At 58.4% G+C, this 24897-nt stretch carries 26 protein-coding genes; 9 read left to right on the top strand and 17 right to left on the bottom strand.

All coding sequences use genetic code 11. The features are described from left to right. Positions 1–34 precede the first annotated feature (34 nt). From ACR0K4_RS09875 to ACR0K4_RS09855, 5 genes are all read left to right on the top strand, one after another. Positions 35–1564: an ABC transporter ATP-binding protein gene (locus tag ACR0K4_RS09875; protein ID WP_480853824.1), complete on the top strand. Its 1530-nt coding sequence runs from the start codon at positions 35–37 to the stop codon at positions 1562–1564. Positions 1565–1567: 3 nt separating this feature from the next. After that, on the top strand, positions 1568–2662 hold the full coding sequence (locus tag ACR0K4_RS09870) for an ABC transporter permease (protein ID WP_480518331.1): 1095 nt from the start codon (positions 1568–1570) through the stop codon (positions 2660–2662). Continuing rightward, a complete protein-coding gene (locus tag ACR0K4_RS09865) occupies positions 2662–3672 on the top strand; it encodes an ABC transporter permease (protein WP_480518329.1) in 1011 nt (336 codons plus the stop codon). The genes ACR0K4_RS09870 and ACR0K4_RS09865 overlap by 1 nt, the downstream gene beginning before the upstream one ends. Positions 3673–3917: 245 nt before the next feature. After that, positions 3918–4835 carry a sulfite exporter TauE/SafE family protein gene (locus ACR0K4_RS09860; RefSeq protein WP_480853823.1) on the top strand — a complete coding sequence of 306 codons (918 nt, stop codon included), beginning with the start codon at positions 3918–3920 and terminating at the stop codon, positions 4833–4835. A gap of 1 nt (position 4836) precedes the next feature. Next, positions 4837–5601 (top strand): TIGR02186 family protein, encoded by a 765-nt coding sequence (locus tag ACR0K4_RS09855; RefSeq protein ID WP_480518325.1) that lies wholly within the window; start codon positions 4837–4839, stop codon positions 5599–5601. A gap of 48 nt (positions 5602–5649) precedes the next feature. On the opposite strand, the gene ACR0K4_RS09850 is transcribed toward ACR0K4_RS09855, so the two are convergent. From ACR0K4_RS09850 to ACR0K4_RS09830, 5 genes are all read right to left on the bottom strand, one after another. Then, entirely contained in the window at positions 5650–7182 is a 1533-nt protein-coding gene (locus ACR0K4_RS09850) for an ATP-dependent DNA helicase (protein ID WP_480518323.1), read from the bottom strand. A gap of 60 nt (positions 7183–7242) precedes the next feature. Next, a complete protein-coding gene (locus ACR0K4_RS09845; RefSeq protein ID WP_480518321.1) occupies positions 7243–7881 on the bottom strand; it encodes an acyl-homoserine-lactone synthase in 639 nt (212 codons plus the stop codon). Between the two features lie 83 nt (positions 7882–7964). Further along, positions 7965–8684 (bottom strand): helix-turn-helix transcriptional regulator, encoded by a 720-nt coding sequence (locus tag ACR0K4_RS09840; RefSeq protein WP_480853821.1) that lies wholly within the window; start codon positions 8682–8684, stop codon positions 7965–7967. A 363-nt stretch (positions 8685–9047) separates the two neighbouring features. Further along, the gene (ccrA, locus tag ACR0K4_RS09835) at positions 9048–10334 is read right to left on the bottom strand and encodes a crotonyl-CoA carboxylase/reductase (protein ID WP_480518317.1); all 1287 of its coding nucleotides are present in this window, start codon (positions 10332–10334) and stop codon (positions 9048–9050) included. 136 nt (positions 10335–10470) lie between these two features. Next, entirely contained in the window at positions 10471–11835 is a 1365-nt protein-coding gene (locus ACR0K4_RS09830; RefSeq protein WP_480853820.1) for a 1-acyl-sn-glycerol-3-phosphate acyltransferase, read from the bottom strand. Between the two features lie 143 nt (positions 11836–11978). On the opposite strand from ACR0K4_RS09830, the gene ACR0K4_RS09825 reads away from it, so the two are divergent. From ACR0K4_RS09825 to deoD, 3 genes are all read left to right on the top strand, one after another. Beyond that, complete coding sequence (locus tag ACR0K4_RS09825) at positions 11979–13946, top strand: methylmalonyl-CoA mutase family protein (RefSeq protein WP_480853819.1); 1968 nt, start codon at positions 11979–11981, stop codon at positions 13944–13946. Between the two features lie 118 nt (positions 13947–14064). Next, a complete protein-coding gene (locus tag ACR0K4_RS09820) occupies positions 14065–14382 on the top strand; it encodes an H-NS histone family protein (protein WP_480853818.1) in 318 nt (105 codons plus the stop codon). 17 nt (positions 14383–14399) lie between these two features. Next, positions 14400–15113: a purine-nucleoside phosphorylase gene (gene deoD / locus ACR0K4_RS09815; protein WP_480853816.1), complete on the top strand. Its 714-nt coding sequence runs from the start codon at positions 14400–14402 to the stop codon at positions 15111–15113. Here the strand turns inward: deoD and ACR0K4_RS09810 are convergent, their stop codons facing one another. The 11 genes from ACR0K4_RS09810 to ACR0K4_RS09760 all read right to left on the bottom strand — a co-directional run bounded on the left by ACR0K4_RS09810 (position 15114) and on the right by ACR0K4_RS09760 (position 23529). Continuing rightward, positions 15114–15977, bottom strand: coding sequence for an urea carboxylase-associated family protein (locus ACR0K4_RS09810; protein ID WP_480853815.1), 864 nt, complete (start codon positions 15975–15977; stop codon positions 15114–15116). 289 nt (positions 15978–16266) lie between these two features. Beyond that, a complete protein-coding gene (locus tag ACR0K4_RS09805) occupies positions 16267–16407 on the bottom strand; it encodes a hypothetical protein (protein ID WP_480853814.1) in 141 nt (46 codons plus the stop codon). Positions 16408–16539: 132 nt separating this feature from the next. Beyond that, entirely contained in the window at positions 16540–17319 is a 780-nt protein-coding gene (locus ACR0K4_RS09800; RefSeq protein ID WP_480853813.1) for a succinate dehydrogenase iron-sulfur subunit, read from the bottom strand. A 12-nt stretch (positions 17320–17331) separates the two neighbouring features. Beyond that, entirely contained in the window at positions 17332–19137 is a 1806-nt protein-coding gene (gene sdhA / locus ACR0K4_RS09795) for a succinate dehydrogenase flavoprotein subunit (protein WP_480853812.1), read from the bottom strand. 19 nt (positions 19138–19156) lie between these two features. Further along, a complete protein-coding gene (gene sdhD, locus ACR0K4_RS09790; RefSeq protein WP_480518301.1) occupies positions 19157–19528 on the bottom strand; it encodes a succinate dehydrogenase, hydrophobic membrane anchor protein in 372 nt (123 codons plus the stop codon). Between the two features lie 11 nt (positions 19529–19539). After that, positions 19540–19926, bottom strand: a complete 387-nt coding sequence (gene sdhC, locus ACR0K4_RS09785) for a succinate dehydrogenase, cytochrome b556 subunit (protein ID WP_480518299.1) — start codon at positions 19924–19926, stop codon at positions 19540–19542. A 207-nt stretch (positions 19927–20133) separates the two neighbouring features. Beyond that, positions 20134–20802 carry a DUF1194 domain-containing protein gene (locus tag ACR0K4_RS09780; protein ID WP_480853928.1) on the bottom strand — a complete coding sequence of 223 codons (669 nt, stop codon included), beginning with the start codon at positions 20800–20802 and terminating at the stop codon, positions 20134–20136. Between the two features lie 57 nt (positions 20803–20859). Then, on the bottom strand, positions 20860–21888 hold the full coding sequence (locus tag ACR0K4_RS09775; protein ID WP_480518297.1) for a MaoC family dehydratase: 1029 nt from the start codon (positions 21886–21888) through the stop codon (positions 20860–20862). Continuing rightward, positions 21888–22094, bottom strand: coding sequence for a DUF1737 domain-containing protein (locus tag ACR0K4_RS09770; RefSeq protein ID WP_480518295.1), 207 nt, complete (start codon positions 22092–22094; stop codon positions 21888–21890). The genes ACR0K4_RS09775 and ACR0K4_RS09770 overlap by 1 nt, the downstream gene beginning before the upstream one ends. Positions 22095–22104: 10 nt before the next feature. Further along, positions 22105–22665 carry an NnrU family protein gene (locus tag ACR0K4_RS09765; RefSeq protein ID WP_480853811.1) on the bottom strand — a complete coding sequence of 187 codons (561 nt, stop codon included), beginning with the start codon at positions 22663–22665 and terminating at the stop codon, positions 22105–22107. Between the two features lie 6 nt (positions 22666–22671). Then, positions 22672–23529, bottom strand: coding sequence for an HpcH/HpaI aldolase/citrate lyase family protein (locus ACR0K4_RS09760; protein WP_480853810.1), 858 nt, complete (start codon positions 23527–23529; stop codon positions 22672–22674). A 169-nt stretch (positions 23530–23698) separates the two neighbouring features. Between ACR0K4_RS09760 and ACR0K4_RS09755 the strand changes: the two genes are divergently transcribed. After that, positions 23699–23998, top strand: a complete 300-nt coding sequence (locus ACR0K4_RS09755) for a hypothetical protein (RefSeq protein WP_480853809.1) — start codon at positions 23699–23701, stop codon at positions 23996–23998. On the opposite strand, the gene ACR0K4_RS09750 is transcribed toward ACR0K4_RS09755, so the two are convergent. Next, the gene (locus ACR0K4_RS09750) at positions 23995–24750 is read right to left on the bottom strand and encodes a sulfite exporter TauE/SafE family protein (RefSeq protein ID WP_480853807.1); all 756 of its coding nucleotides are present in this window, start codon (positions 24748–24750) and stop codon (positions 23995–23997) included. The genes ACR0K4_RS09755 and ACR0K4_RS09750 overlap by 4 nt on opposite strands. Positions 24751–24897 lie beyond the last annotated feature (147 nt).

Below are 24897 nucleotides of genomic sequence, written 5' to 3'. Positions count from 1 at the left end.
GCATGCGGCCCTTTCGGCAACCCAAGGACAAGACATGACCGTCCCCGCCATTGAGCTCAAAGGGATTTCCAAAGCCTTTGGGCCGGTTCAGGCCAACAAGGACATTTCGATCAGCGTCGCCCCCGGCACGATCCACGGGATCATCGGCGAAAACGGCGCGGGCAAATCCACACTGATGAGCATCCTCTACGGCTTCTACAAGGCCGACAAGGGTGAGATCTGGATCAACGGATCAAAGACCGACATCCCGGACAGCCAGGCAGCCATCGCCTCGGGCATCGGGATGGTGTTTCAGCATTTCAAACTGGTCGAGAATTTCACCGTTCTGGAAAACATCGTTCTGGGTGCCGAAGATGGCGGGTTGCTGGCCCCCTCGCTGGCCAAGGCGCGTAAAGAACTGAAAGCGCTGGAAGAAGAATACGAGCTGTTCGTCGATCCCGACAAGCGCATCGACGAGATCGGCGTTGGCATGCAGCAGCGGGTCGAGATTCTCAAGGCGCTCTACCGCAAGGCTGAGATTCTGATCCTCGACGAACCCACCGGTGTTCTGACCCCCGCCGAGGCGGATCAGCTGTTCCGCATCCTCGACCGGCTGCGGTCCGAGGGGAAAACCATTATCGTGATCACTCACAAACTGCGCGAGATCATGGAGAACACCGATACGGTTTCGGTGATGCGGCGCGGAGAGATGACGGCAACTGTCAAAACAGCAGACACCAACCCGCAGGAACTGGCCGAGCTGATGGTGGGTCGCAAGGTGCTGCTGCAGGTGGACAAGGTGCCCGCACAGCCGGGCGAGCCGGTGCTGGAGATCGAAAACCTCAGCGTCACCGATTCCGCCGGGGTCGAGCGCGTCAAGGGCATCAATCTGACCGTGCGCGCCGGTGAGATTGTGGGCATCGCCGGCGTGGCGGGCAACGGACAATCCGAACTGCTTGAGGTTCTGGGCGGAATGCGCCCCGGGCAGGGGGAGATCAGGCTGAACGGTGCACCTCTGGCGCTGAGCGGATCAGGCTCTGATGGGCAGGCCCGGCGCGCGCAGGGCATTGCGCATGTACCCGAGGACCGGCAGCGCGAAGGTCTGATCATGGACTTCCATGCGTGGGAAAATGTGGCTTTCGGCTATCATCGCGACCCGGCATATCAGCGGGGGATGTTCATGGATAACACCGCCCTGCGGGCCGATACCGAGGCCAAGATCGAGAAGTTCGATGTCCGCCCGCCCAACGGCTGGCTGTCCGCCAAGAGCTTTTCCGGCGGCAACCAACAAAAGATCGTCGTGGCGCGTGAGATTGAACGCAACCCCGATCTGCTGCTGGTGGGCCAACCCACGCGCGGCGTGGATATCGGGGCCATCGAGTTCATTCACAAACAGATCGTCGCCCTGCGCGATCAGGGCAAAGCCATTCTGCTGGTTTCGGTTGAACTGGAAGAGATCTTTTCGTTGTCAGACCGGATCGCGGTGATGTTTGACGGACATATCATGGGCGAACGCCTGCCACATGAAACCGATGAAAAAGAGCTGGGCCTGCTGATGGCCGGTGTTGCAGGAGAGGCCGCCTGAGCCATGGAAAAAATGCCCAAATGGGCTGATGTCGTTCTGATTCCGCTGATCAGCCTGATGTTGGCCACAATTCTATCGGTTCTGGTCATCCTCGCGATCGGGGAAAATCCGATTGAGGCCGTGAACCTGATGATCACCGGTGCGCTGGGGTCGACATATGGCTGGGGATACACCCTCTATTATGCGACCAACTTTATGTTCACCGGACTGGCGGTTGCGGTCGCCTTTCACGCGCGCATGTTCAATATCGGCGGCGAAGGCCAGGCGATGCTGGGCGGGTTGGGTGTTGCCATCGTCTGCCTGTACGTCCCATGGCCGCATTGGAGCATTGCCCTGCTGGCGGCCTGCGTGGCCTCGATGGTCTTCGGTGCGGCGTGGGCGGCCATTCCGGCTTATTTGCAGGCCAAGCGTGGCAGCCACATCGTGATCACCACGATCATGTTCAACTTTATCGCGGCCGCCTTCCTGAACTACATGCTGGTCAACGTCATGCGCCCGCAGGGTTCGCAGGATCCAGCAACTGCGCGGTTCCCCGACGCGGTGCATCTGCCGACATTCCAGTCGATGTTCTCGACCGCCGAGAACGTGATGTTCCGGGGTGCTCCGGCCAATATCTCGTTCTTTGTGGCCATCCTTGCCTGTTTCGCCGTTTGGGCGCTGATCTGGCGCACCCGTCTGGGTTATGAGATCCGCGCTTATGGGCACTCGGAAACAGCCGCTGTCTATGCCGGTATCTCGCCCGTGCGGATTACCATCATCGCGATGCTGATCTCGGGCGCGCTGGCCGGGCTGATGGCGATCAACAATGTCATGGGCGAGGCCGAGCGGCTGGTGCTGAATTCGACCGAAGGCGCGGGCTTTATCGGAATTGCCGTGGCGCTGATGGGACGATCTCATCCCTTTGGCGTATTCCTGGCCGCACTTCTATTCGGTTTTCTGTATCAGGGCGGCGCAGAATTGGCCTTGTGGACATCGATCCCGCGCGAACTGATCGTGGTGATTCAGGCGCTGGTCATCCTGTTTACCGGCGCGCTGGACAACATGGTGCGGATGCCGCTTGAAAAACTGTTCCTGAGCCTGCGGAAGGGAGCCCGGTGATGGAAGCCTTTGTCACACTCATTCAGGTGCTCGACTCCACCATTCGCCTGGCAACTCCGCTTTTGCTGGCCTGTCTTGCCGGTCTGTATTCCGAACGCGCGGGCATTTTCGACATCGGGCTGGAAGGCAAGATGTTGATGGCGGCCTTTTTCTCGGCTGCGGTGGCTGCGGTTTCGGGGTCCGTCTGGCTGGGCCTTCTTGCGGGCACCGCAGCATCGCTGGTCTTGTCCGGGCTACATGGGTTGGCTTCGATCACGTTCCGGGGCAATCAGCTGATCTCGGGCGTCGCAATCAATTTCCTTGCGGCAGGGATGACCGTTCTTGTGGCCCAAAGTTGGTTCCAACAGGGTGGCAGAACGCCCTCTCTGTTCGGCGGCGGACGCTTTGAACCGCTTGAGTTTCCGTTCGCGATTGGCCCCGATGATGCCGAGCAGACAGGGCAATCGGTCTCGGAGCTGATGTCAGAGGCAAACGTCTTCGAACTGATATATTCAGAGCTTTTGTCGGGGCATTCCATACTGGTCTACGTGGCGTTCCTGATGGTTCCGGCAACTTGGTGGATTTTGTATCGCACACGATTCGGCCTGCGCCTGCGGGCGGTGGGTGAAAACCCGGAAGCGGTTGACACGGCAGGTGTTTCGGTTGTCGGCCTCCGCTTTGCAGCTGTCGCTATCTGCGGCGTTTTGTGCGGCATCGCCGGGGCATATCTGGCAACCGCGTTGCAGGCGGGGTTCGTCAAAGAGATGACAGCCGGACGCGGTTTCATCGCGCTGGCCGCGTTGATCTTCGCCAAATGGCGGCCCTGGCACGCAATGGGTGCATGCCTGCTGTTCGGGCTGTTGCAGGCTGTGGCATTGCGGTTCCAGAATATCGATCTGGGCGGAGTGGTGATTCCTGTTCAAGTCATGGACGCCCTTCCCTACATCCTGACCGTTGTGATTCTGGCCGGGTTTGTGGGCAAGGCCGTACCGCCGCGTGCAGGCGGCGAACCCTATGTGAAAGAGCGCTGATAAGGCCAGTTTGAAACAGGATTTCGGTCCTGTTCGCTGCAAAGCGGCATAGAGAGTTGATTTTGTCTGCCGCAAGCGCTCTAAAGAGGTATGGAAGTGTCCCGCCTCAGGTCTGCAGGTCTGATTTCCCTCCCTGTCCGACTGCGCAGGATCGGATCTGTACCGCGCGCTCCTTCTGTTGAGTTATCCGTTACCCGGGCCAGGGCCGCGTCGCGCGGCAGGCCCTGCCCCGTCTAGAAGAAGCCATGCAGATATACCTCCCGATTGCCGAAGTCTCTGTGAACGCCTTTCTGTTGTTTGGGCTGGGGGGCATGGTCGGTATTTTGTCCGGGATGTTCGGCGTCGGTGGCGGGTTTCTGATGACGCCACTGCTGTTCTTCATCGGAATTCCGCCAGCTGTCGCCGTTGCAACCGAAGCCAACCAGATCGTGGCCTCATCCTTTTCCGGAGTGCTGGCGCATTTCCGGCGCCGAACGGTGGATCTGAAAATGGGGACGGTGCTACTGATCGGAGGTCTGGCCGGGGCGGCGTTGGGTGTGGTTGTGTTCAACTACCTCAAAAGCCTTGGGCAGGTCGATCTGCTGGTAAAACTTTGTTATGTCGTGTTTTTGGGCGTCATCGGCAGCCTGATGTTCGTCGAAAGCGTCAATGCACTGCGCAAGTCCCGCAAGGGAACGACACCCGCCAAACGCCGTCAGCGCACCTGGGTTCATTCGATGCCGTTCAAAATGCGGTTCCGAACCTCGGGCCTTTATATCTCGGTCATCCCTCCGCTGGTGGTCGGGCTGTTGGTCGGCATTTTGTCCGCCATCATGGGCGTGGGCGGCGGGTTCATCATGGTGCCCGCGATGATCTATCTGCTGGGCATGCCAACCAAGGTGGTGGTTGGCACCTCACTGTTCCAGATCATTTTCGTGACCGCTTTCACAACAATGCTGCACGCCACCACGAACTATACGGTCGACGTGGTGCTCGCCGTTCTTCTGCTGGTGGGCGGCGTTGTCGGCGCACAGATCGGCACCGTAATCGGTGCGCGCATGCCGGCCGAGCAGCTGCGCGTTCTGCTGGCTGCGCTGGTGCTGGTGGTATGCGGCAAGCTGGGTCTGGACCTTTTGCTGCAACCCAGCGAACTCTATTCACTTGGCGACGCGGGGGGGCACTAGAATGCTGCGCCTGATCGCCGCTTTTTGCCTTTTGACCCTGCCCGCCTTTGCAGCGGACGAGCAGGTTGTGCTGGGCCTCAGCCAGGACCGAGTATCTATCACCGCAAACTTTGACGGGTCCGAGATTTTGATCTTCGGCGCGGTCAAACGCGAGGCTCCGATCCCCGAAGGTCCCCCGCTTGAGGTGATCGTCTCGGTTGTGGGCCCGTCCGAGCCGGTGACAGTCCGCCGCAAAGAGCGTCGATTTGGCATCTGGGTCAACACCGACAGCATTCTGGTTGATCTTGCCCCCAGCTTCTACGCGGTAGCGACAAGTGCGCCCTGGGACGACGTTCTGACCAACACCGAAGATCTGCGCCACAGCGTATCAATCGATCAGGCAGTTCGCCTGGTCGGTGCCGACATGAACGTGCGGGACGCTCAGGACTTCGCCAAGGCGGTGGTGCGCATTCGCGAGGCCGAAGGGCTGTATTCGGTGCGCGAAAACACCGTGGCCGTCGATGAACAAACCCTGTTCCGCACCTCGATCGACATGCCCGCGGATCTGACCGAAGGCGATTATTCGGCCCGGATTTTCCTGACCCGGGGCGGTCTGGTGGTCTCGCAGTTCGAAACCACCATAGATGTACGCAAAGTCGGGTTAGAGCGTTTCCTGTACAACATGTCGCGTCAGCAACCTGTCTGGTACGGCCTGATGTCGCTGGTCATCGCAGTTGCCGCCGGTTGGGGCGCATCGACAGCCTTCCGCCTGCTGCGCGAGAACTGAACGGACCCGCGTCGCGGTGAAGACCGCCTCGGTCTGGTTCAATCGGGTCTAATTCTGTTCGGCTTCCAGCGTCAAAGACGGCGCAGCCACCGCTTTCAGATCATCCACGCGCAACGGATGGCTTGGCTTGGACAACCGGTTGCGCACGACCCAGATCAAACGCTCCTGTGCGCGGGTGATGGCGACATAGGCCAGACGTTTCCACAGCGGCTGCCCGGCCTCGGTCCGGCCCATTCGGGCAGCGGCGTAAATGTCTGGCGCAAACACCTGTACCGTGTCCCATTGTGACCCCTGCGCCTTGTGTATCGTCACCGCCGCGCCATGCAGAAACGTGGCCCCCATACGGGCCGCATAGGGGATAAACGGTTCTTCTTCGTCGGGCTTTTCGATCTGAACGATAGAGGCCGCACTGACCTGGGGGTCCTCGGCCCCCATGACATGCAGTCTTGAGAACCCCGGCTTGCGACCCGGCCCAAGATAGACCACCTGCGCGCCTTTGATCAGCCCGCGCGCCTCAAGGTCCAGACGTTTTTTGCGGTGTTTGAGCGGCAGTTCGATCCCGTCGCAAATCAACGGCTCGCCTTCCAGCAACTCGGTATCGGGGGCGTTGTGGACATTCCGAAAGGCCTGAATCAGGCGAATGCGCGTGGCATTGCGCCAAACCAGAACGGGGCTACGGGCCATCAGGTCGACCTCGACCCGCTGACCCCAGACAACACGGTCATCGCGACGCGCTGTGTCTTCGACCAGCCGTTCAAAATCCTCAAAGCCCATGGCCGGGTCGGACAACGCATGGGCCAGATCCAGAATGGGATTGTCTGCTGTCTGACGATGGACGCGATGCAGGATCAGCTTGCGCGGTTCGGGCAGGCTGTCAAATACCATCGACCCGGACTGGTTGACCGGCGCCAACTGAGCCGGGTCGCCAAACAGCAGCAGAGTCGGGAAAATCTCTTTAAGGTCTTCATATTGGCGATCATCCAGCATCGAGGCTTCATCGACAAAGCCAATATCCAATGGCTCTTCCCGCCGCTTCCAGCCCGTGATGAAATCCGAGCCACGCAGGCCCGCAGCAGCCAAAGCACCCGGAATTGATTTGTTGTTGGCATAAAACGCGGCGGCGCGATCCAGCGCCTCATCCGTCAGCCCCTCAATCTCGGGGCGCTCATCATTACCCGCAAGCCACTCCGCGATCCGCTCATACTCCGGATCGTAGACCGGGGTATAAAGGATGCGGTGGATCGTCGTCGCCGGTACGCCGCGCAGACGCAGGACGCTTGCCGCCTTGTTCGTTGGTGCCAGGATGGCAAGACTGCGTTTGTCTCGCGACTTTCGGCTTTCGAAATCACCAGAAATCAGGTTCACGCCGGTCTCGGCCAGGGCCTTGTAAAGCTCGGCCAACAAAAGCGTTTTGCCCGACCCCGCCTTGCCGATCACGGCCATGACACCCGATTGCCCATTGCCGGGCAATTTCAGCAGGGCATCGTCTTCAAGGTCAACACCGGCGCTGCGCAGCATCTCGGCGATACTGTCGAAAGCGGCGGCCTGATCTTCCGAGAAAGTAATTTGGGGCAACGACATGGCGCGACCCTACAGGGACGCGCCAGCGGCCACCAGATGCCGAATTCGTTTTCCCGGCTCTCAGGCGGACAATGCGAACCGATGTTGTCGGGTTGCCCCGAAAGCGGTGGTAAACCACAAACGGGACAGGTGGCGCGGAATACCAGCGCGCTCTGCCACTCGGGTGCAATCGTCGGCAGAATAGGGCCACAACCCAACCGAGATCTGATCCCGCCCAGTGCCTTCCGAACCCAGGACAACCGGAGAAGACCCGATCAGACGGTAGATCCGGATCATACGCGCATCAAACACACCCGCGATGTGGGTCAGACCAAATCCCTCCATCATCTCACCGGCGCTCAACATGATTGCGCCAGCGGTGTGCGGGCTCGCGGTCCGAGAAAGGCAAAAGCGTGTCACTTCCCAAATCAACGGGCTGCAAATCGGCTGACCGCCAGTCAAATGACCAAAGATATCATTCACCATGACCGGCCCAGTCGTCGGCAAAACCCGCATCGAGCCACCATGGCTGCCATCCGCTTCTTCCCAGATCACATAAAGAGGGTTCAGTTCGTCATACTGATCTCTCTCTTCCCCCTTGGCGTTCACATGAACATCCCAACCAAGTCGGGTTTTAAACTGATCCGCCCGGTCGTGAAACATCCCCTCGGCCAGAGTTGGAAAATTGTGCAACTCATCAGCGTAAAGATAACGCAACATGTCTTCGTCCCCTTGTCGTCCATATCTGGAACAAAGGGGGTACAAAGACGTGGTTAATTATCGGTGAGACCACCGTGCGGTCGTTAAACTACTATTAAACCTCGGCTGAGTGCCGTAGCGATGGCATGAGTCGTATTAAGCGCACCAAGCTTGGACCGCGCGCTTTCGATATAGGCCCGCAGCGTGTGTTCCGAGATCGACAGGGAGTGCGCGACCTGTGCGCGGCTATAGCCCAGCGCCAACAGCGTCATCACGTCAATCTCGCGCGGGGACAGGGCACGTCCGGTTTCCGGCTGGCGGTCGCGGGCAAATTCCAGGGCCTTTCGGTTGGTGTAATGGGCAATCAGGATCAGATCGCGGTTGCAAGAGGAAATAAAATGACACCAGGCGTCATCATCACAGGTGTGGTTTATAGTAAAAAGTGCAAACTGACCGCTTGGGCCGCGCAACGGGATCGAATAGCCCTGATTGCCGACCCCGTGGTCCTGAGCATCCTGCAAGAACGCTTTGACGGCTTTCCCCGACCAGTTCAGCTGTTTCCAATCAACGGGATGATATCGCTGGAAGCAGCCCAGAATGACCGGATCAATCCTGTGGTAGTTACGCTCCTGATAGCGTTCGACCCAATGATCAGGATAAGTGGTAAAGCCGTAATGCTCGCCCGCGCTTTCCACCCAGTGATAGATGATGTGGTCAATGTCCAGAAGGTCACGCAGACGAAGCGCAACCCTGGTCAGTTCGTCAAGCGTGGTGGTGCTTTCCAAATCCCCGAGGATTTGTTCCAGGTTGTATTTTAGTCCCATTCGCAGGCGCGCGTGCCTCATTCTGCGTGGACGCGATCTCGGCCGCTGCGATCAGCCGGGTATCATCCAACTGTTCGGCAAGGGCACCCAACCCGTTCGCCGCAGCAAACGCCTTGAGGTCTGACAAAACGTCCAAAATCCACTCATTTTGCGCCATCAGGGTGTCCCCGAAATAGTTAACGAAGGGTTAACACAACCATAACATGTATATACTATTGTGGCATATTCGCTGCTTTCTACTCCCCAAAAATAGCGGGTCAAAAATATGTAAGATCTTGTAATCAAACAACTTGAATCGCGAATGCCAAAACACCCGCCGACAATGTCATGTCTGCGGGTGCCATTGTTGAAATCAACCTTACGTTACTGGCCTGCGTCCAGAACTTCTTCCAAAGTCCGCATACCGGTGCGCGGGGCCTGAACCAGAACCGACATGTTGCCGGGCTTATGCTCGTTCCGCATCATTTTCATATGCGCCTCAGGCAAGTCTTTCCAAGTGAAGACCTCGGACATGCAGGGATCAAGCCGACGCTCGACCATCAACTGGTTCGCGGCCGAAGCCTGTTTCAGATGGGCGAAATGCGACCCCTGCAAGCGTTTCTGATGCATCCACATATAGCGCACATCGAAGGTCAGGTTATAGCCGGTGGTCCCGGCGCAAATCACAACCATGCCGCCCTTTTTCACCACGAAGGTCGAAACCGGAAAGGTGCTCTCGCCGGGATGTTCAAACACCATATCGACGTTGACGCCCTTGCCGGTGATGTCCCAGATGGCCTTGCCGAATTTACGGGCCTCTTTGAACCATTCGGCGTATTCAGGGGTGTTCACTGTGGGCAATTGACCCCAGCAGTTGAAGTCCTTGCGGTTCAGAACGCCCTTTGCGCCCAGCCCCATGACAAAGTCGCGCTTGCTTTCGTCCGAGATCACGCCAATCGCGTTCGCGCCTGCGGTGTTGATCAGCTGGATCGCATAAGAGCCCAGACCCCCCGAAGCCCCCCAGACCAGAACATTCTGGCCGGGTTTCAAATCATGCGGTTCATGTCCGAACAGCATCCGGTATGCGGTGGCCAGCGTCAGCGTGTAACAAGCGCTTTCCTCCCAGGACAGATGCTTGGGGCGTGGCATCAGCTGCTGCGCCTGTACGTTGGTGAACTGCGCGAAGGACCCATCCGGCGTTTCATAGCCCCAGATCCGTTGGCTGTCGGAATACATCGGGTCGCCACCATTGCAGGCCTCATCGTCGCCGTCGTCCTGGTTGCAGTGGATCACAACCTCGTCGCCAACCTTCCAGCGGCGCACCTTGTCGCCCACGGCCCAGACGATGCCCGACGCGTCCGACCCCGCAATGTGGAAAGGCTGACCATGGCCGTCAAACGGGCTGATCGGCTTGCCCAACGACGCCCAGACGCCGTTGTAATTTACGCCCGCGGCCATCACCAGAACGAGCACCTCGTGACTGTCCAGCTTGGGCACATCGACCACTTCCAGCTGCATGGCAGTGTTCGGCTCGCCATGGCGTTCTTTGCGGATCGCCCACGCGTACATTTTCTTGGGCACATACCCCATCGGAGGAATTTCACCCATCTCATAGAGGTCTTTTTCCGGCGCGTCGTAAGACGCGATACCGCTTTCGGTGTCCAGAGCCATATTGGCCTCCTTTGCTCCAATCGTTCGCCGCGATGCAGAATCGCTTGCCTTACAGGATGAGATATTGGGCCTGAAGAAATAATGCAATATATTTTGATGCTATTTTGTAATTTTATGACCCAGCAGTTGCAGAAATTTACTTCGCCACCGCAGCATCTGCCTGACCAGCGCTCAATGGCGCTGAAGCCGCGTAAAAGGCCAGCAGATCAACCCTCTGACCCGATTGAGATATTACTCCGTCGACCTGTTTGAGAATCCCCCGCTGCACCAGTTGATCCAGGGCGTCGGTGATAGCCTTGTCATCGGGTTCAGCCGCGAGCCCATCGCGCCGCATCATTTCAGCGACCATCCTGCGGACTTCATCTTCCAGCAATTCCCCATGGTTCTGAATCAGCCAGCAAATCGCCGGAACGGGTACTAGCGGAATTGCGTCCCGGATGCGGGACATCAACGATCGCGCCAGATCGGTCATAACGTCCCGCTTATGCCTCGCACGAAAAGACTTCAGCGAAATCGGCGCGCCATATCGGACCGAAGCGAGCCCAAAACGCTGGTACCGTCCGATCAGGCGACGCCCGATCTGTTTCAGTATCCATATCGTGATCACGCCGATCCTGGCCCGGAATCTCCGGTCATTGCCCAGTGCAGCCTTGGTCAGAATCGTGTCTTCCAACACCCTGTCGTAATTGAGGGCGACAGGAACAAACACCACATCCTTCCCCTCGGGTTCAGTACCATCGATGATATATTTAAGAAGCCCAAGCTTGGGCCGTCCCAGTGCGCCGCTCAGGCTTAGGCCACCTTCCGGGAACATGGCCTGGGTGACCCCGGCCTCGGTCGCATGCCGCACATAGCAAGACAGCACCTGACGGTACAGTTCATTGCCCGATCTTCGCCGAATGAAATAGGCCCCCATGGCCCGGATCAAACGGCTGAGCGGCCAGACCCGCGCCCATTCTCCCACCGCATATGACAGCGCAGATTGCTGCGCGGCCAGATAGGTCACCAGCACGTAGTCCATATTGCTGCGGTGGTTCATCACGAAAACGACGGTCGCGTCAGGGTCTATGTTTTTCAAAGCCTCTTCATCACGATAGCTGAGGCGCACATCATAAAAGGCGTTGCTCAGCATTCGGGCCAGACGGATGGCAATGCTGAAATACGCCACCGCAGAAAACGACGGAACAATCTCGCGTGCATAACGGCGGGCGGATTCGAACGCGACCGCTTCGGGCACCTGCTCTTCTCGCGCCGTGTTCTGCACGGCCCGCCCCACCTGAGGGTCGTAGATCAACCGTTGGATCATATCGTGTCGCCGGGCCAGTTTGAACGGCTGGATCGGGCGCTGCAGCCGCGTGTTCAGCCGCTTGACCGCACGCTCAAGTCTGCGGCGAAAGAACCAACGCACCGATGGAAACAGGAAATGCGAGGCCAGAGTGACCGCGGCAAACACCAGGATCAGCAAAAACAGCCAAAGCGGAAGCTCCACGGTTTGAGTCATTCCGGCACCCTGCCAGCAAACGCGACCTCCTACAATCAGAAGAACACTAAATGCCGCGACGCAGCGAATTGACATATCCCAAAAATTGCGCTTTAGAACTTCTTGACGAAATATTCTTACTCAAGCTCGATATGAGGCCCGCTATGACGCAGACGCAGAAAGATCGCCCCTGGCTTATCCGTACCTACGCTGGTCATTCGACGGCACATGCATCGAACGCACTATATCGGGGCAATCTGGCCAAAGGGCAGACGGGTCTGTCCGTGGCATTCGATTTGCCAACACAGACCGGCTATGACAGCGACCATACGCTGGCGCGCGGAGAAGTTGGTAAAGTCGGCGTACCGATCAGCCATCTGGGCGATATGCGGGTGCTGTTCGATCAGATTCCGCTGGAGCAGATGAACACCTCGATGACGATCAATGCCACGGCACCGTGGTTGCTGGCCCTTTATATTGCCGTCGCGGAAGAGCAAGGCGCCGATGTGGCCGCGTTGCAGGGCACGGTTCAGAACGATCTGATCAAGGAATATCTGAGCCGCGGAACTTATGTCTGCCCGCCGAAACCGTCACTCAAGATGATCGCGGATGTGGCCGAGTATTGCTATACCAACGTACCAAAATGGAACCCGATGAACGTGTGTTCGTATCACCTGCAAGAGGCTGGTGCGACGCCCGAACAGGAACTGGCCTATGCGTTGGCCACAGCCATCGCAGTTCTGGATGAACTGCGCCCCCGCGTCCCGGCCGAGGATTTTCCGGCGCTGTGCGGGCGCATCTCGTTCTTCGTGAATGCGGGAATTCGCTTTGTCACTGAAATGTGCAAAATGCGCGCCTTTGTGGATCTTTGGGATGAAATCCTGCAACAACGCTATGATGTCGAGAACCCTAAATTCCGCCGATTCCGTTATGGCGTTCAGGTGAATTCATTGGGGCTGACCGAACAGCAGCCCGAAAACAACGTCTACCGCATTCTGATCGAGATGCTGGCTGTGACCCTGTCAAAAAAGGCCCGCGCCCGTGCCGTTCAACTGCCCGCTTGGAACGAGGCGCTGGGGCTGCCGCGCCCATGGGATCAACAATGGTCCATGCGGATGCAGCAAATTCTGGCGTACGAGACTGACCTGCTGGAATATGAAGACTTGTTTGACGGCAATCCCGCCGTGGACCGCAAGGTCGAAGAGTTGAAGACGGGCGCCCGGGCCGAATTGGCCAACCTGGAGTCGATGGGCGGTGCGGTTGCCTCGATCGAATATATGAAATCCCGTCTGGTCGATTCCAATGCGGACAGACTGAACAGGATCGAACGGAACGAGACCGTTGTTGTCGGCGTGAACAAATGGACAGAAGGCGAGCCTTCACCTCTTCAGACCGAAGATGGCGGCATCATGGTCGTCGATCCGGCGGTTGAACAAGAGCAAATCGACCGTCTGAACAATTGGCGGGCTGAGCGGGACGATGCGGCGGTCGAAACCGCACTGGCCGCATTGCGTGACGCCGCACAGAGCGGTGCGAATGTGATGGAACCTTCGATTGCAGCCGCCAAGGCCGGTGTCACCACCGGGGAATGGGCCGAGGTGATGCGCAAAGTATATGGCACATATCGCGGCCCGACCGGCGTTTCGGGCTCTGTCTCAAACAAAACCGAAGGGCTGGACGATTTGCGGGCCGCTGTGGATGCGGTCAGCGACAAGCTGGGCCGCCGCCTGAAGTTCCTTGTTGGCAAGCCGGGTCTCGATGGGCACTCCAACGGTGCCGAGCAGATCGCCTTCCGGGCCCGCGATTGCGGTATGGATATCAGCTATGAAGGTATCCGTCTGACACCGGAAGAAATCGTCAGCGCCGCGGTGGAAGACAAGGCCCATGTGATCGGGCTATCGATTCTGTCTGGCAGTCACATTCCTCTGGTGCAGGATGTCATGACGCGCCTGAACGAGGCGGGGTTGCATGACGTTCCGGTCATTGTGGGCGGCATCATTCCCGACGATGACGCATCAAGATTGAAGGCCATGGGTGTTTCGAAAGTTTATACACCCAAGAATTTCGAACTAAACACGATCATGGGCGATATCGTTACAATCGTTGATCCAAAAAACATGGCTGCCGAATAAACGGCGCATTGTTCCGGATTTTCAGAATTATCTCTTTTGGAAAGGGGATAGATCATTTCACCTTTTAGAATTACGGTGCGAAATTACATCCAGTCGTAACCGTTTTTGGAGGAGAATGATGGGGATCAATCTTGAGAACATGTCGCGCAAAGAATTGCTGGAATTGCGCGGGCAAATTGAAAAAGCCTTAAAGCGCGCTGAAAAACGCGAAAGACAGGAAGCCTTGAAAGCTGCCGAAAAGGCCGCGGCCGAGTTCGGTTTTTCCCTTTCGGATTTGGCCAGCGATGCGCCGCGCGCCGTTAAAGGCCCAAAATCGAATGCAAAATACCGCAATCCTGCGAATGAAGCCCAAACCTGGACAGGCCGTGGGCGCAAACCGCAGTGGGTTCACGACGCCTTGAAATCGGGCGCCGATATTTCTGAATTGGAAATCTGAATGGAAATAGTCTCAAAATGACAATCCATATTGGTGCCGAAAAAGGTGAAATAGCCGAAACCGTTCTTTTGCCCGGTGATCCGTATCGCGCGAAATGGGCTGCGGACACGTTTTTACAGGACGTCCGGCAAATCAATAACGTGCGCGGTATGCTTGGATTCACTGGAAACTGGCAGGGGAATCCGGTCACTATTCAGGGTAGCGGAATGGGAATGCCGTCCCTGTCCATTTACGTCAACGAACTGATCCGCGATTATGGGGCCAAGACCCTGATCCGCATCGGGTCTTGCGGCGGCATGCAGCACAGCGTGAACCTGCGCGATGTCATTCTGGCGATGACATCGACCACACTCAGCACGCCATCACGTGGCATCATGAAAGAGCTCAATTTCGCGCCCTGTGCGGATTGGGGCCTTCTGCAAGCCGCCGCTAACGCGGCTCGGACAAAGGGAACGGTGACACATGTCGGCGGCATCTATTCCTCGGACGTGTTTTATGACGAACGCCCTGATCTGAACGAACAGATGGTGCGCCACGGCATCCTCGGCGTCGAGATGGAAGCGGCCGAGCTTTACATCCTCGCCGCGCGGCACCAATGCCGGGCTCTGGCCGTTCTGACGGTATCTGATCACTTGCTGACCGGCGAGGCTCTGCCCTCGTCTGACCGCGAGCAGAGCTTTGGCGACATGGTTGAGATCGCACTGGAAGCCGCGTTTACAAAGACCGACTGATCAGCGCCCATGCGTTCGGTCATAACCATTGCGCGGAGGGCTCTCCCAGCCCTTCAATGCCGCCTCGGCCGGGGCAAAAACCTCGACCAACAGCGGATAGCAAGCTGCAGTATCGGAAGAATGTTCAGCGGAACAATCCCCACCCGGACAGGCACTCAGATTGCCGAGCAAGTCGATTTCGGCAAAGAATTCAAGGTAATCCCCCGGGCGCACGGGCGAGGCTTTCATGAAATACTGCCCGGTATCCCGGGTGAAGCCCGTGCACATGAAGACGTTCAGGACGTCATGCACGGCTGGCTCGGCCTCGGTCATTGAGATACCCAGATGATCCGAAAGCGCACGCGTCAGGTTGGAATGGCAGCAATGATGATACTGTGTCCCTGACAGCAGGTTACCGGTATAGGGATCGCACCGCGTCCCGATCACATCGTGGACCGAACCCCCGAAGTCATCAATCCCGTACCACCCCAGAGTGTCGGCAACAATGGTGGCCATTGGGCGCAAATGCGGAAAGCTGGACCACATATGCTCGCCCTTGGACAGGTGCGTGCCGTGCAGGGCGCGGGATTTGCCGGAATAGAACCGTTCAGACAAATCGTGAAGGTTCCAGAGGTTCAGATCGCCCACTTGCGGCCCCTCGACCGACGTGATCCGAAAGAAATGCCCTGCGGGCACTTCGAAACACCGCGCGTCGCGCGGCGGAACCAGCACTTCGTCAGTTTTGTTCGCGCCGTCGCGCACGGACCCGAGCCATTTTAAATCGGGCTTGGGCAAAGCATCGTTTGGATAGCAGATGACCGGCGTGATAGCGCGGCGATCATCGGCATCTTTGGGCGGTATGGCGGCACGATCAAAGTCTGTCATGCGTGTGAAACTGGCGCAGAAACTGGCGCTAGGAAACCCCTGATCGTCAGAGGTGTCAGCTTTGCCCCCTCTGACAATGTTGTGGCTGCGCCTCAGATGTCACAACAGCACCGCAGAAATTACACTGCCACTGGCCTTCCTTGCGGTGCTGCCGCCACCGACAATCCCGCGTCAAAGAAGACGTGCGGGAGCGCCAGAACAGATAGGCGAAGACCCCGGCAGCAAGTAAAAGTAGAAGGACAGGCATCCCTCTGCTTTGCGCAACACTCAGCTCTTGGCAAGGGGTAGATCACGCCGCATTTGCATATTCAAACAGCTCAGGGGTGCGGTCACATACCAGTTCAATCGGCTCCGGCGCGTAGTAGGCCCAGGCCTGTTCCAGCAGTTCCAACGCTTTTTTTGCGTCGGTTTTCTTAGTGTCCGTTCTCATCGGAGTGATCCTTCACGATCTCATCACTCCTCCCTGCCTGAACCATATCTCCTGGGAGGCGTACGGGCATCCCCTGATTTTGCAGATGTGTCATGCACTTGCCGCAATTCGGCAAGTGCTACTTAATCCGTCTTATACGGCGCGCTCGACCATCATCTTCTTGATTTCGGCAATTGCCTTGGCCGGGTTCAGACCCTTTGGACAGGTCTTGGCGCAGTTCATGATGGTGTGGCACCGATAGAGTTTGAACGGATCTTCAAGCTCATCCAACCGCTCACCCGTCGCCTCATCCCGGCTGTCGATGATCCAGCGATAGGCGTGCAGCAGCGCGGCAGGGCCCAGATAGCGGTCGCCGTTCCACCAATAGCTAGGGCACGAGGTCGAACAGCTGGCGCACATCACGCATTCATAGAGACCATCCAGCTTGCGGCGGTCTTCGATCGACTGCTTCCATTCTTTTGCCGGGCGGTTGGTCTTGGTTTCCAGCCACGGCATGATGCTGGCGTGTTGCGCATAGAAATGGGTCAGGTCGGGGATCAGGTCCTTGACCACCGGCATATGCGGCAGCGGATAGATTTTCACGTCGCCCTTGATCTCATCCATGCCATAGATACAGGCCAGCGTGTTGATCCCGTCGATATTCATCGCGCAGGAGCCGCAGATGCCCTCGCGGCAGGACCGGCGGAAAGTCAGGGTCGGGTCGATCTCGTTCTTGATCTTGATCAGCGCGTCCAGAACCATCGGGCCGCAGCTGTCCATATCGACGAAATACGTATCGACACGCGGGTTCTGCCCGTCATCCGGGTTCCAGCGGTAGATCTGGAATTTCCGCACATTGGTCGCGCCTCCGGGCTTGGGCCATGTCTTGCCCGTCGTGATGCGCGAATTCTTGGGGAGGGTCAGTTGTACCATAAGTTCCTCTCCTTAGAACGTCCGCGCCTTGGGCGCGATTTTTTTCAGGCTGATGCCGCCTTCGTCTTCGGTGGTCAGCGGATCAATGATGACCGGGCGATAGCTGAGCTCGACCTTGTTGCCCTCGACCCGGCTGACGGTGTGGACACGCCAGTTTTCGTCATCGCGTTCACTGAAATCCTCATGCGCATGCGCGCCGCGCGATTCCTTGCGCGCCTCGGCCCCGACAATGGTGGCCAGAGCGCTTGGCATCAGGTTAGTCAACTCCAGCGTTTCCATCAGGTCGCTGTTCCAGACCAAACTGCGGTCTGACACTTTCAGGTCATCCATCTTGGCTGCGATTGCCGTCATTTTCTCGACCCCTTCCGCCATCGTCTTGGCGGTGCGGAAGACGGCGGCGTCCTCCTGCATGGTGCGCTGCATTTCCAGCCGCAGATCGGCGGTCGGGACCGCGCCGCTGGCGTTGCGCACGTCGTCAAACCGATCAAACGCCTTGTCGACCGACGTCTGGTTCAGCACCGGGTTTGGTGACTCTGCATCGACTACCTTGCCGGCCCGGATCGCCGCCGCACGGCCAAAGACCACAAGGTCGATCAGCGAGTTCGAACCCAACCGGTTCGCCCCGTGGACCGAGGCGCAACCGGCTTCACCCACGGCCATCAGGCCGGGCACAACAGCGGTCGGGTTGTCGGCGGTCGGGTTCAGAACCTCACCCCAATAGTTGGTCGGAATGCCGCCCATGTTGTAGTGAACCGTCGGCAGAACCGGGATCGGTTCCTTGGTGACATCCACACCTGCAAACACGCGGGCCGATTCCGAAATCCCCGGCAGACGTTCTGCCAGCGCCTCGGCAGGCAGGTGGCTGAGGTTCAGGTGGATATGGTCGCCGTTTTCGCCGTGGCCGCGACCCTCGCGAATTTCCATGGTCATCGAGCGCGAGACATAGTCGCGCGGCGCGAGATCCTTGTACTGAGGCGCATACCGCTCCATGAAGCGCTCACCTTCCGAGTTGGTCAGGTACCCGCCCTCACCGCGTGCGCCTTCTGTGATCAGGCAGCCTGATCCGTAAATGCCGGTGGGGTGGAACTGAACAAACTCCATATCCTGCAGCGCCAGACCCGCGCGGGCCACCATGCCGCCGCCATCGCCGGTGCAGGTATGGGCCGATGTGGCGCTGAAATAGGCGCGGCCATAACCGCCGGTCGCCAGCACCACCATCTTGGCGTTGAACACATGCATGGTGCCGTCGTCCAGCTTCCAGCAGACGACACCCTGACATTGCCCATCGTCGGACATGATCAGGTCGATGGCGAAGTATTCGATATAGAATTCGGCGTTGTTCTTGAGGCTTTGGCCATAAAGCGTGTGCAGGATCGCGTGCCCGGTCCGGTCTGCGGCAGCGCAGGTCCGCTGTACCGCAGGGCCTTCTCCAAATTCGGTGGTGTGGCCCCCAAAGGGGCGCTGATAGATTTTACCTTCTTCGGTTCGGCTGAACGGAACGCCGTAATGCTCCAGCTCATACACGGCCTTGGGAGCCTCGCGCGCCAGATACTCCATCGCGTCCGTGTCGCCCAACCAGTCTGAGCCCTTGACGGTGTCATACATATGCCACTGCCAATGGTCGGGGCCCATATTCGACAGCGACGCGGCGATCCCGCCCTGCGCCGCCACGGTATGAGATCGGGTCGGGAACACCTTGGTCACACAGGCCGTGCGCAGGCCTTGTTCCGCCATACCCAGCGTGGCGCGCAGGCCGGCCCCACCGGCTCCGACAACGACCACGTCATATTCATGCGTTTCGTATTCGTATGCAGCCATTTCTTTTCAGCTCCGGGAATTAAAGGGCAATGCGCGCGATGGCGAACAGGCCAGCGGCAGCCGCACCGTAGGACAGGCAGGTGGTGAGGATAATCAGCACTTTTTCGGTCGTGCCATGGGCATAATCCTCAAGCATCACCTGCGCGCCTTCGGCGAAGTGTTTCATGCTGACGACCAATGTCAGCGCAGCCACGATGGCCGGGAAGGGACGCGCGTAATAGTCCAGAACCACGTCATAGGGTTGCCCCAGGACCGGGCCAAATGTGAAGATAAACAGAGGAACAAGGATCAGCAAAGCCACCGAGCTGACCTTCATCCGCCAGAAATGGGCCGTCCCCGCCTTGGCCGATCCAAGGCCAGTGGCCCGTTTGCGGTCTGTCAGATAACGCATATCAGGCCCCCTTACGCGACGATCAGCAAAGTAAGCAGGGTCAGCACGACCGAGCCGATGACAACCGCCCAACCCAGCTTCATCGCTGTGGGCAGGTCCAGTCCAACCGCGTTGTCCCAGATCAGGTGCCGGACGCCGGCCAGCGTGTGATACCAAAGCCCCCAAAGCGACAGTGCCATCACCAAATCACCCAGAACCGAGGTCAGCCACCAGTTTGCGCGCTCGAACGCTTCGGGCGACGTCGCTGCCGCCAGGAACCACCAGACGATCAGCAGGGCCGCCACGATCATGGCATTCCCGGTGATGCGTGTCAGGATGGATGTGACCGACGTCAGCTGAGGTCGATAAATCGACAAATGCGGCGAAAGCGGGCGGTTGCCCCGATTTACATCGGCCATGGCGGCTCCTTTTCGGTTGGCTACCGAACGTTTTACTGGTTTTTGCGACACTGTCACGCGCTGCAAGTGCAAAAAGCGTTAAATCCGGTGGAAAAAGGCGGATAAAACCGCTTCGTGATCACACAAAATAATCTCGTGATCACAAAATGAATTCAGCCCAGTCAATGTTAGCGTTTTCAATGCCGAAGCTATGTGATCACGAATCTTTCAGCGGCCTTGATTCACCCCCGCCGTCTCCTGCGTCACTTCGCGCAGCAGTTTTTTGCGGATACGCTCGGGGTAATCCGCGAATCCGGCGGCAGAGACGACAAAGGCCCCTTCGCCCACGATGACATTTTCAAAGAAATAGGCGGTCAGATCGGGTTCGCTTTCCTCAATGGCGATTGCGTTCACTGTCACACCGCGGTCGCGCAGCTTGGGGTGCAGCTCAACCGGTTCGACCCCTTCGTTTGAAATCCCGTCGCCCGACAGATCAATCAGGTGCCGTTTGCAGCCGGCCACCGCGTCGAAATGGGCGATGGTCATCTCAAGCGCCTCGCCTATTGCCGTCGAAAAATTGCGCCAGACGCGCGGGTCGGCGGTCACCTGTTCGGCAAATCCGTCCAGGGCGGCGAAACTGTCGATCCGGGTCCAGGGGATGGTCACCCTCTGGCGGGAACTGCCGGTCCATTGCACCAGCATCAGACGCGCCTGCCCGCGCACAAGTGCTTCTGATACGATCGGATCGCGCAACCCGGCAGCAAGGCCATCCATCTGAATACGGTATTCTTCGGAATCCACCGAGCCGGACACATCCACTGCCAAAGCCAAGGCCAGATCACAGGCATAAGCCTGCGAGGCCAGACCGAGACCGGCAAGGAGCGCGCTCAATTTCATCATGAGGCGAAGGTAGCACGGATTTTCCGGCGTGCGATCACTTCAATGTCAGCGCCGTTACATCGGCATCAAAGCCCAGTAATCCAGATCCAGAAAAACACCCGGCAGATATTTACCGTCTTCGTTGCGCAGATCAAAAGGGGCTCCACCCTTTGTCGCCACCAGCCGCAATCGGATGGCGCCCACTCCCGGAACGGCTGTTTCGGCCTTGTCCAGAACCTCGGACCAGGCCTTGATCGTGTCGCCTGCGAAACAGGGATTGGCATGAGCGCCACCGTTCAGGCCAACGATCATCTGCGCATTCGCCAGACCATTGAACGACAAGGCCCGAGCCATTGAGATCACGTGGCCGCCATAGATCAGCCGCCCCTCGGGACGGAAGGTCAGGTCGAAATGCACTTTCGCGGTGTTCTGCCAGAGGCGCGTGGCCAGCATATGCTCGGCTTCTTCCACCGTTACGCCATCGACATGGTCGATGGTTTCACCAATCGCATAGTCGCCCCAGCGATGCGGTTCGCCAGCCTGTGTGAAATCATATTTGGAGAAATCCAGGCCCTGCGGCACTGCCAGATCGCCAGCATCCAGTGCCTGTTTAAGCGTGGGCACCACCGTCTCGGGCGCAGGTGCATCAAGGTTGGCTTTGCGCACCATCACCCAGCGCACATATTCGATAACCACCTCATCGCGCTGGTTCAGGCCGCGGGTGCGGACCCAGACCACGCCAGTCTTGCCGTTTGAATTCTGCTTGAGGCCGATCACCTGAGATTCCGACCGCAAGGTGTCGCCGGGATAGACCGGTTGCAGCCAGCGCCCCTCGGCATAGCCCAGATTGGCAACCGCGTTCAGTGAGATATCGGGGACCGTTTTGCCAAACACCACATGAAACGCCGCCAGATCATCCAGCGGGCTTTTCGGCAGGCCGCAGTTCCGGGCGAACTCGTCCGAGGAATACAGCGCATGGCGTGCGGGATAGAGCGCATGATACAGCGCGCGTTCCCCATCCGTCACCGTGCGGGGGACCGCGTGATGCAGGACCTGCCCGACGGAATAATCCTCAAAAAAGTTACCCGGATTGGTTTTGACCATTATTGCTGTCCCAATTTCATGTCGGGGGAATAGTCAGCCTCAACCTCTTTGGTTACGGCCTGCGCACAACGCATAACGTTGTTGGCTGCGTCAAAAGCGTAGGACGGATCGCCATACAGCTCCCACCCTTTGGCCAATGCGTCCGAGACCTTGTGGCAAAAGGCGGATGTGTCTTCCTCGGTCAGGATACGGTAGAGTTTTGCCATTTCGCGTTCCTCAAGATCCGAACGGAGACGGGCCGACCAACCCGTGAATATAGCCAATCACGCCCAGCAGCACGATTGACGCCACAAAGAACATCGCGTCCTTGCCATAGGTTCCGGGTTCCGCGGGTGTCCAGTCGGGTTCGGATTTGTTGATCACGATGACCTCGACAACCGCCCAGGCCAGCAGGCCGCCGAACAGGATGATCGAGGCCAGGTCGCCATTCACCAGCAGATGCGCAAACGCCCACAGCTTGAACCCGCCCAGCATCGGATGGCGCAGCTTGTTCAACAGCCGACCTTTTGTGCCAGCCGGGCTCATCAGGAAGATGGCGATCAGGACCAGAAGGTTGTTGACGTGAATCAGAAAGGTCGGCGGCGCCCAGACATAGATGAAATCGGTCATGCGATAGCCGAAGATCATCAATAGAATTGCCGCAACCAGCGCCAGCGCCACCGCCACCGCGCCCTTGCCGCCGTCGCCCATCGCCGCGCGCTGCGCTGGCATCAGACGTTTGAACAGATGGGCGGCCGCCCACAGCGCCACCCCTAGGATCAGAAGAACAAAGCCCATGCTGGCCTACCCCGCTTGCAATGCTGAAATTGCTTCGGCTTTTGCCAGAGTTTCCCGGGCAGATGCAACGTGCAGGTTTTCCACAATCTTGCCATCGACCACGGCAACGCCCTGCCCCTGCGCTTCGGTTTCTTCAAAGGCGGCGATCTGACGGCGCGCCAGATCAATCTCGATCTCGGACGGAGCAAAGGCCGCATTGGCAATTTCGACTTGCGCCGGATGGATCAGCGTTTTGCCGTCAAAGCCCATATCCCGGCCCTGCGCACATTCGGCGGACAGACCATCCGTATCTTTGAAAGCGTTATAAACCCCATCCACGATGATCAGCCCTTCGGCCTTTGCGGCCAGCAGGCACAGACCTAGAGAGGTCATCATCGGCAGGCGATCCGGGCGAAAGCGGGTCTGAAGCTCTTTAGCCAGATCATTGGTGCCCATCACAAACCCTGCCATCTGCGGGTGGGCAGCAATTTCAGCCGCGTTTAACATCCCGCGCGGGGTTTCCATCATCGCCCAGATCGGCAAATCTCCGGTAACCGCGGCCAACGCATCGACATCAGCGGCCGAGTTTACCTTGGGCAGAAGCACCGCATCAGCGCCCATCTCGCGCACCGCCTCGGCATCGGCACGGCCCCATGCGGTGTCCAGACCGTTGATGCGGACAATTTTGAACCGCGAGCCGTACCCGCCCGCGGCCAAAGCCGCTTTCAGCGTTGCGCGCGCGTTGTCCTTTTCCTCCGCTGCAACCGCATCCTCAAGGTCAAAGATGATCGCATCCACCGGCAAATTTCGCGCCTTGTCCAGCGCCCGGTCGCGCGAGCCGGGGATATACAGTACAGAACGAAAGGGGCGCTGACGGTGGTCCATTGGCTTCTCCGCAGGAAATAAAGTTGCGCAGAATGGGGCATTTTTTGCCGGAAAGTTCAAGAGCAAATTTGCCGCATTGCAGCATAGCGCGCGCAACGCCCTGCCCCTTAACCGAATCTCGGGCACCAGCAGGCAGGCTTTGCGTCAGAGGGAATGGAAAGGATCACCGATGAGGAAGACGATTTTGAAGATGACAATCGGGCTGGGTATCATGGTTCTGGCCGCGCAGCAGGTCAACGCCCGAACCTGCGCACCGCGTCAGGACATCATCGATCGATTGGCCGAGACCTATGGCGAAACGCGTCGTGGCCTTGGCATTGCCCGACAGGGTGCGGTGTTGGAGATCTTTGCCTCGGATCAAAGCGGCAGCTGGACCATCACCGTAACGCTGCCCGACGGGATGACTTGTCTGGTGGCCACCGGTCAGGCCTTTGAAGCATTGGCCGAGGCGCTGCCGCCCAATACCTAAGTCAGCGCATCCCAGATCAGTTTGCTGCCGGTCAGAGTCAGCAAGACATAGGCGATGCCAAAAAACAGGCGCTCGGACAGCATGAAATGCGCCCGAACGCCCAGCCAGGCCCCCAGAACCGCGAAAGGGGCCAGCAACAGGTCCGCCAGCGCCGTGTGCCATGTAAACAGGCCCAGATAGGCATAGGGGACAAACTTGGCGAAGTTGATCACCCAGAACACCAAGACAGTTGTGGCCTGAAACTCGGTTTTCGACAGGCGCTGCGACAACAGATAAACGGCGGCCGGCGGGCCGCCTGCGTGGCTGACGAAGCTGGTGAACCCCGCGACCAGCCCGGCAAACAACCCGGCGGACGGGGGCAGCCGATTGGCGAATCCGCGAATCCAGCCCTTTGACCGGGCGGAGTGCCAGATCACGAAGCCGACGGATATGCCGCCGATCAGCAGCCGCAACAGGTCGTCATTGGTCACTCGATAGAGCCACGCGCCCAATGCAACGCCGGGCACCGCGCCCAGCATCAGCAGGCGCGAATCCGGCCAGCTCCACCGTTTCCAATAGGGTTTCAGAGTGGCCACATCAATCACCATCAGGATCGGCAACATCAACGCCAAGGCCTGCCCCGGTGTCAGGATCAGCGCCAGAATCGATGACGACGCAAAGGCCACGCCCGAGCCGAACCCGCCCTTGGAAATCCCCGCAAAGATCACCGCGGGGATCGCCACAGCAAAAAACATCAGGTTCAGTTCGAACATGCGGCATCCCTCAAATACGCGTGTCTCGCAGGCGGTTTAGCGCAATCGGCTGGGGCCGCGCAAACGGTATGCGGTTGTATGCCACGTCGCGTGAGACTTGCACAGCGACGCTTTTGCGACTAGCACATCCGCGATTTCAAAACCCAT

This window comes from Ruegeria sp. K11, from assembly GCF_056531905.1.
Note: the sequence above shows the minus strand (reverse complement) of the source record. Positions and strands in the feature narration are given on the sequence as shown.

Coding starts and splice junctions, on each gene's coding strand:
- ACR0K4_RS09775 (WP_480518297.1), bottom strand. CDS start 21,888: ATGGTCAAAACCAATCCGGGTAACTTTTTTGAGGATTATTCCGTCGGG.
- ACR0K4_RS09770 (WP_480518295.1), bottom strand. CDS start 22,094: ATGGCAAAACTCTACCGTATCCTGACCGAGGAAGACACATCCGCCTTT.
- ACR0K4_RS09860 (WP_480853823.1), top strand. CDS start 3,918: ATGCAGATATACCTCCCGATTGCCGAAGTCTCTGTGAACGCCTTTCTG.
- ACR0K4_RS09805 (WP_480853814.1), bottom strand. CDS start 16,407: ATGAGAACGGACACTAAGAAAACCGACGCAAAAAAAGCGTTGGAACTG.
- ACR0K4_RS09755 (WP_480853809.1), top strand. CDS start 23,699: ATGAGGAAGACGATTTTGAAGATGACAATCGGGCTGGGTATCATGGTT.
- ACR0K4_RS09870 (WP_480518331.1), top strand. CDS start 1,568: ATGGAAAAAATGCCCAAATGGGCTGATGTCGTTCTGATTCCGCTGATC.
- ACR0K4_RS09765 (WP_480853811.1), bottom strand. CDS start 22,665: ATGGGCTTTGTTCTTCTGATCCTAGGGGTGGCGCTGTGGGCGGCCGCC.
- ACR0K4_RS09830 (WP_480853820.1), bottom strand. CDS start 11,835: ATGACTCAAACCGTGGAGCTTCCGCTTTGGCTGTTTTTGCTGATCCTG.
- ACR0K4_RS09820 (WP_480853818.1), top strand. CDS start 14,065: ATGGGGATCAATCTTGAGAACATGTCGCGCAAAGAATTGCTGGAATTG.
- sdhA (WP_480853812.1), bottom strand. CDS start 19,137: ATGGCTGCATACGAATACGAAACGCATGAATATGACGTGGTCGTTGTC.
- ACR0K4_RS09875 (WP_480853824.1), top strand. CDS start 35: ATGACCGTCCCCGCCATTGAGCTCAAAGGGATTTCCAAAGCCTTTGGG.
- ACR0K4_RS09750 (WP_480853807.1), bottom strand. CDS start 24,750: ATGTTCGAACTGAACCTGATGTTTTTTGCTGTGGCGATCCCCGCGGTG.
- ACR0K4_RS09865 (WP_480518329.1), top strand. CDS start 2,662: ATGGAAGCCTTTGTCACACTCATTCAGGTGCTCGACTCCACCATTCGC.
- ACR0K4_RS09850 (WP_480518323.1), bottom strand. CDS start 7,182: ATGTCGTTGCCCCAAATTACTTTCTCGGAAGATCAGGCCGCCGCTTTC.
- ccrA (WP_480518317.1), bottom strand. CDS start 10,334: ATGGCTCTGGACACCGAAAGCGGTATCGCGTCTTACGACGCGCCGGAA.
- ACR0K4_RS09760 (WP_480853810.1), bottom strand. CDS start 23,529: ATGGACCACCGTCAGCGCCCCTTTCGTTCTGTACTGTATATCCCCGGC.
- ACR0K4_RS09855 (WP_480518325.1), top strand. CDS start 4,837: ATGCTGCGCCTGATCGCCGCTTTTTGCCTTTTGACCCTGCCCGCCTTT.
- ACR0K4_RS09780 (WP_480853928.1), bottom strand. CDS start 20,802: ATGAAATTGAGCGCGCTCCTTGCCGGTCTCGGTCTGGCCTCGCAGGCT.
- sdhC (WP_480518299.1), bottom strand. CDS start 19,926: ATGGCCGATGTAAATCGGGGCAACCGCCCGCTTTCGCCGCATTTGTCG.
- ACR0K4_RS09800 (WP_480853813.1), bottom strand. CDS start 17,319: ATGGTACAACTGACCCTCCCCAAGAATTCGCGCATCACGACGGGCAAG.
- ACR0K4_RS09810 (WP_480853815.1), bottom strand. CDS start 15,977: ATGACAGACTTTGATCGTGCCGCCATACCGCCCAAAGATGCCGATGAT.
- ACR0K4_RS09825 (WP_480853819.1), top strand. CDS start 11,979: ATGACGCAGACGCAGAAAGATCGCCCCTGGCTTATCCGTACCTACGCT.
- ACR0K4_RS09845 (WP_480518321.1), bottom strand. CDS start 7,881: ATGTTGCGTTATCTTTACGCTGATGAGTTGCACAATTTTCCAACTCTG.
- deoD (WP_480853816.1), top strand. CDS start 14,400: ATGACAATCCATATTGGTGCCGAAAAAGGTGAAATAGCCGAAACCGTT.
- sdhD (WP_480518301.1), bottom strand. CDS start 19,528: ATGCGTTATCTGACAGACCGCAAACGGGCCACTGGCCTTGGATCGGCC.
- ACR0K4_RS09840 (WP_480853821.1), bottom strand. CDS start 8,684: ATGGGACTAAAATACAACCTGGAACAAATCCTCGGGGATTTGGAAAGC.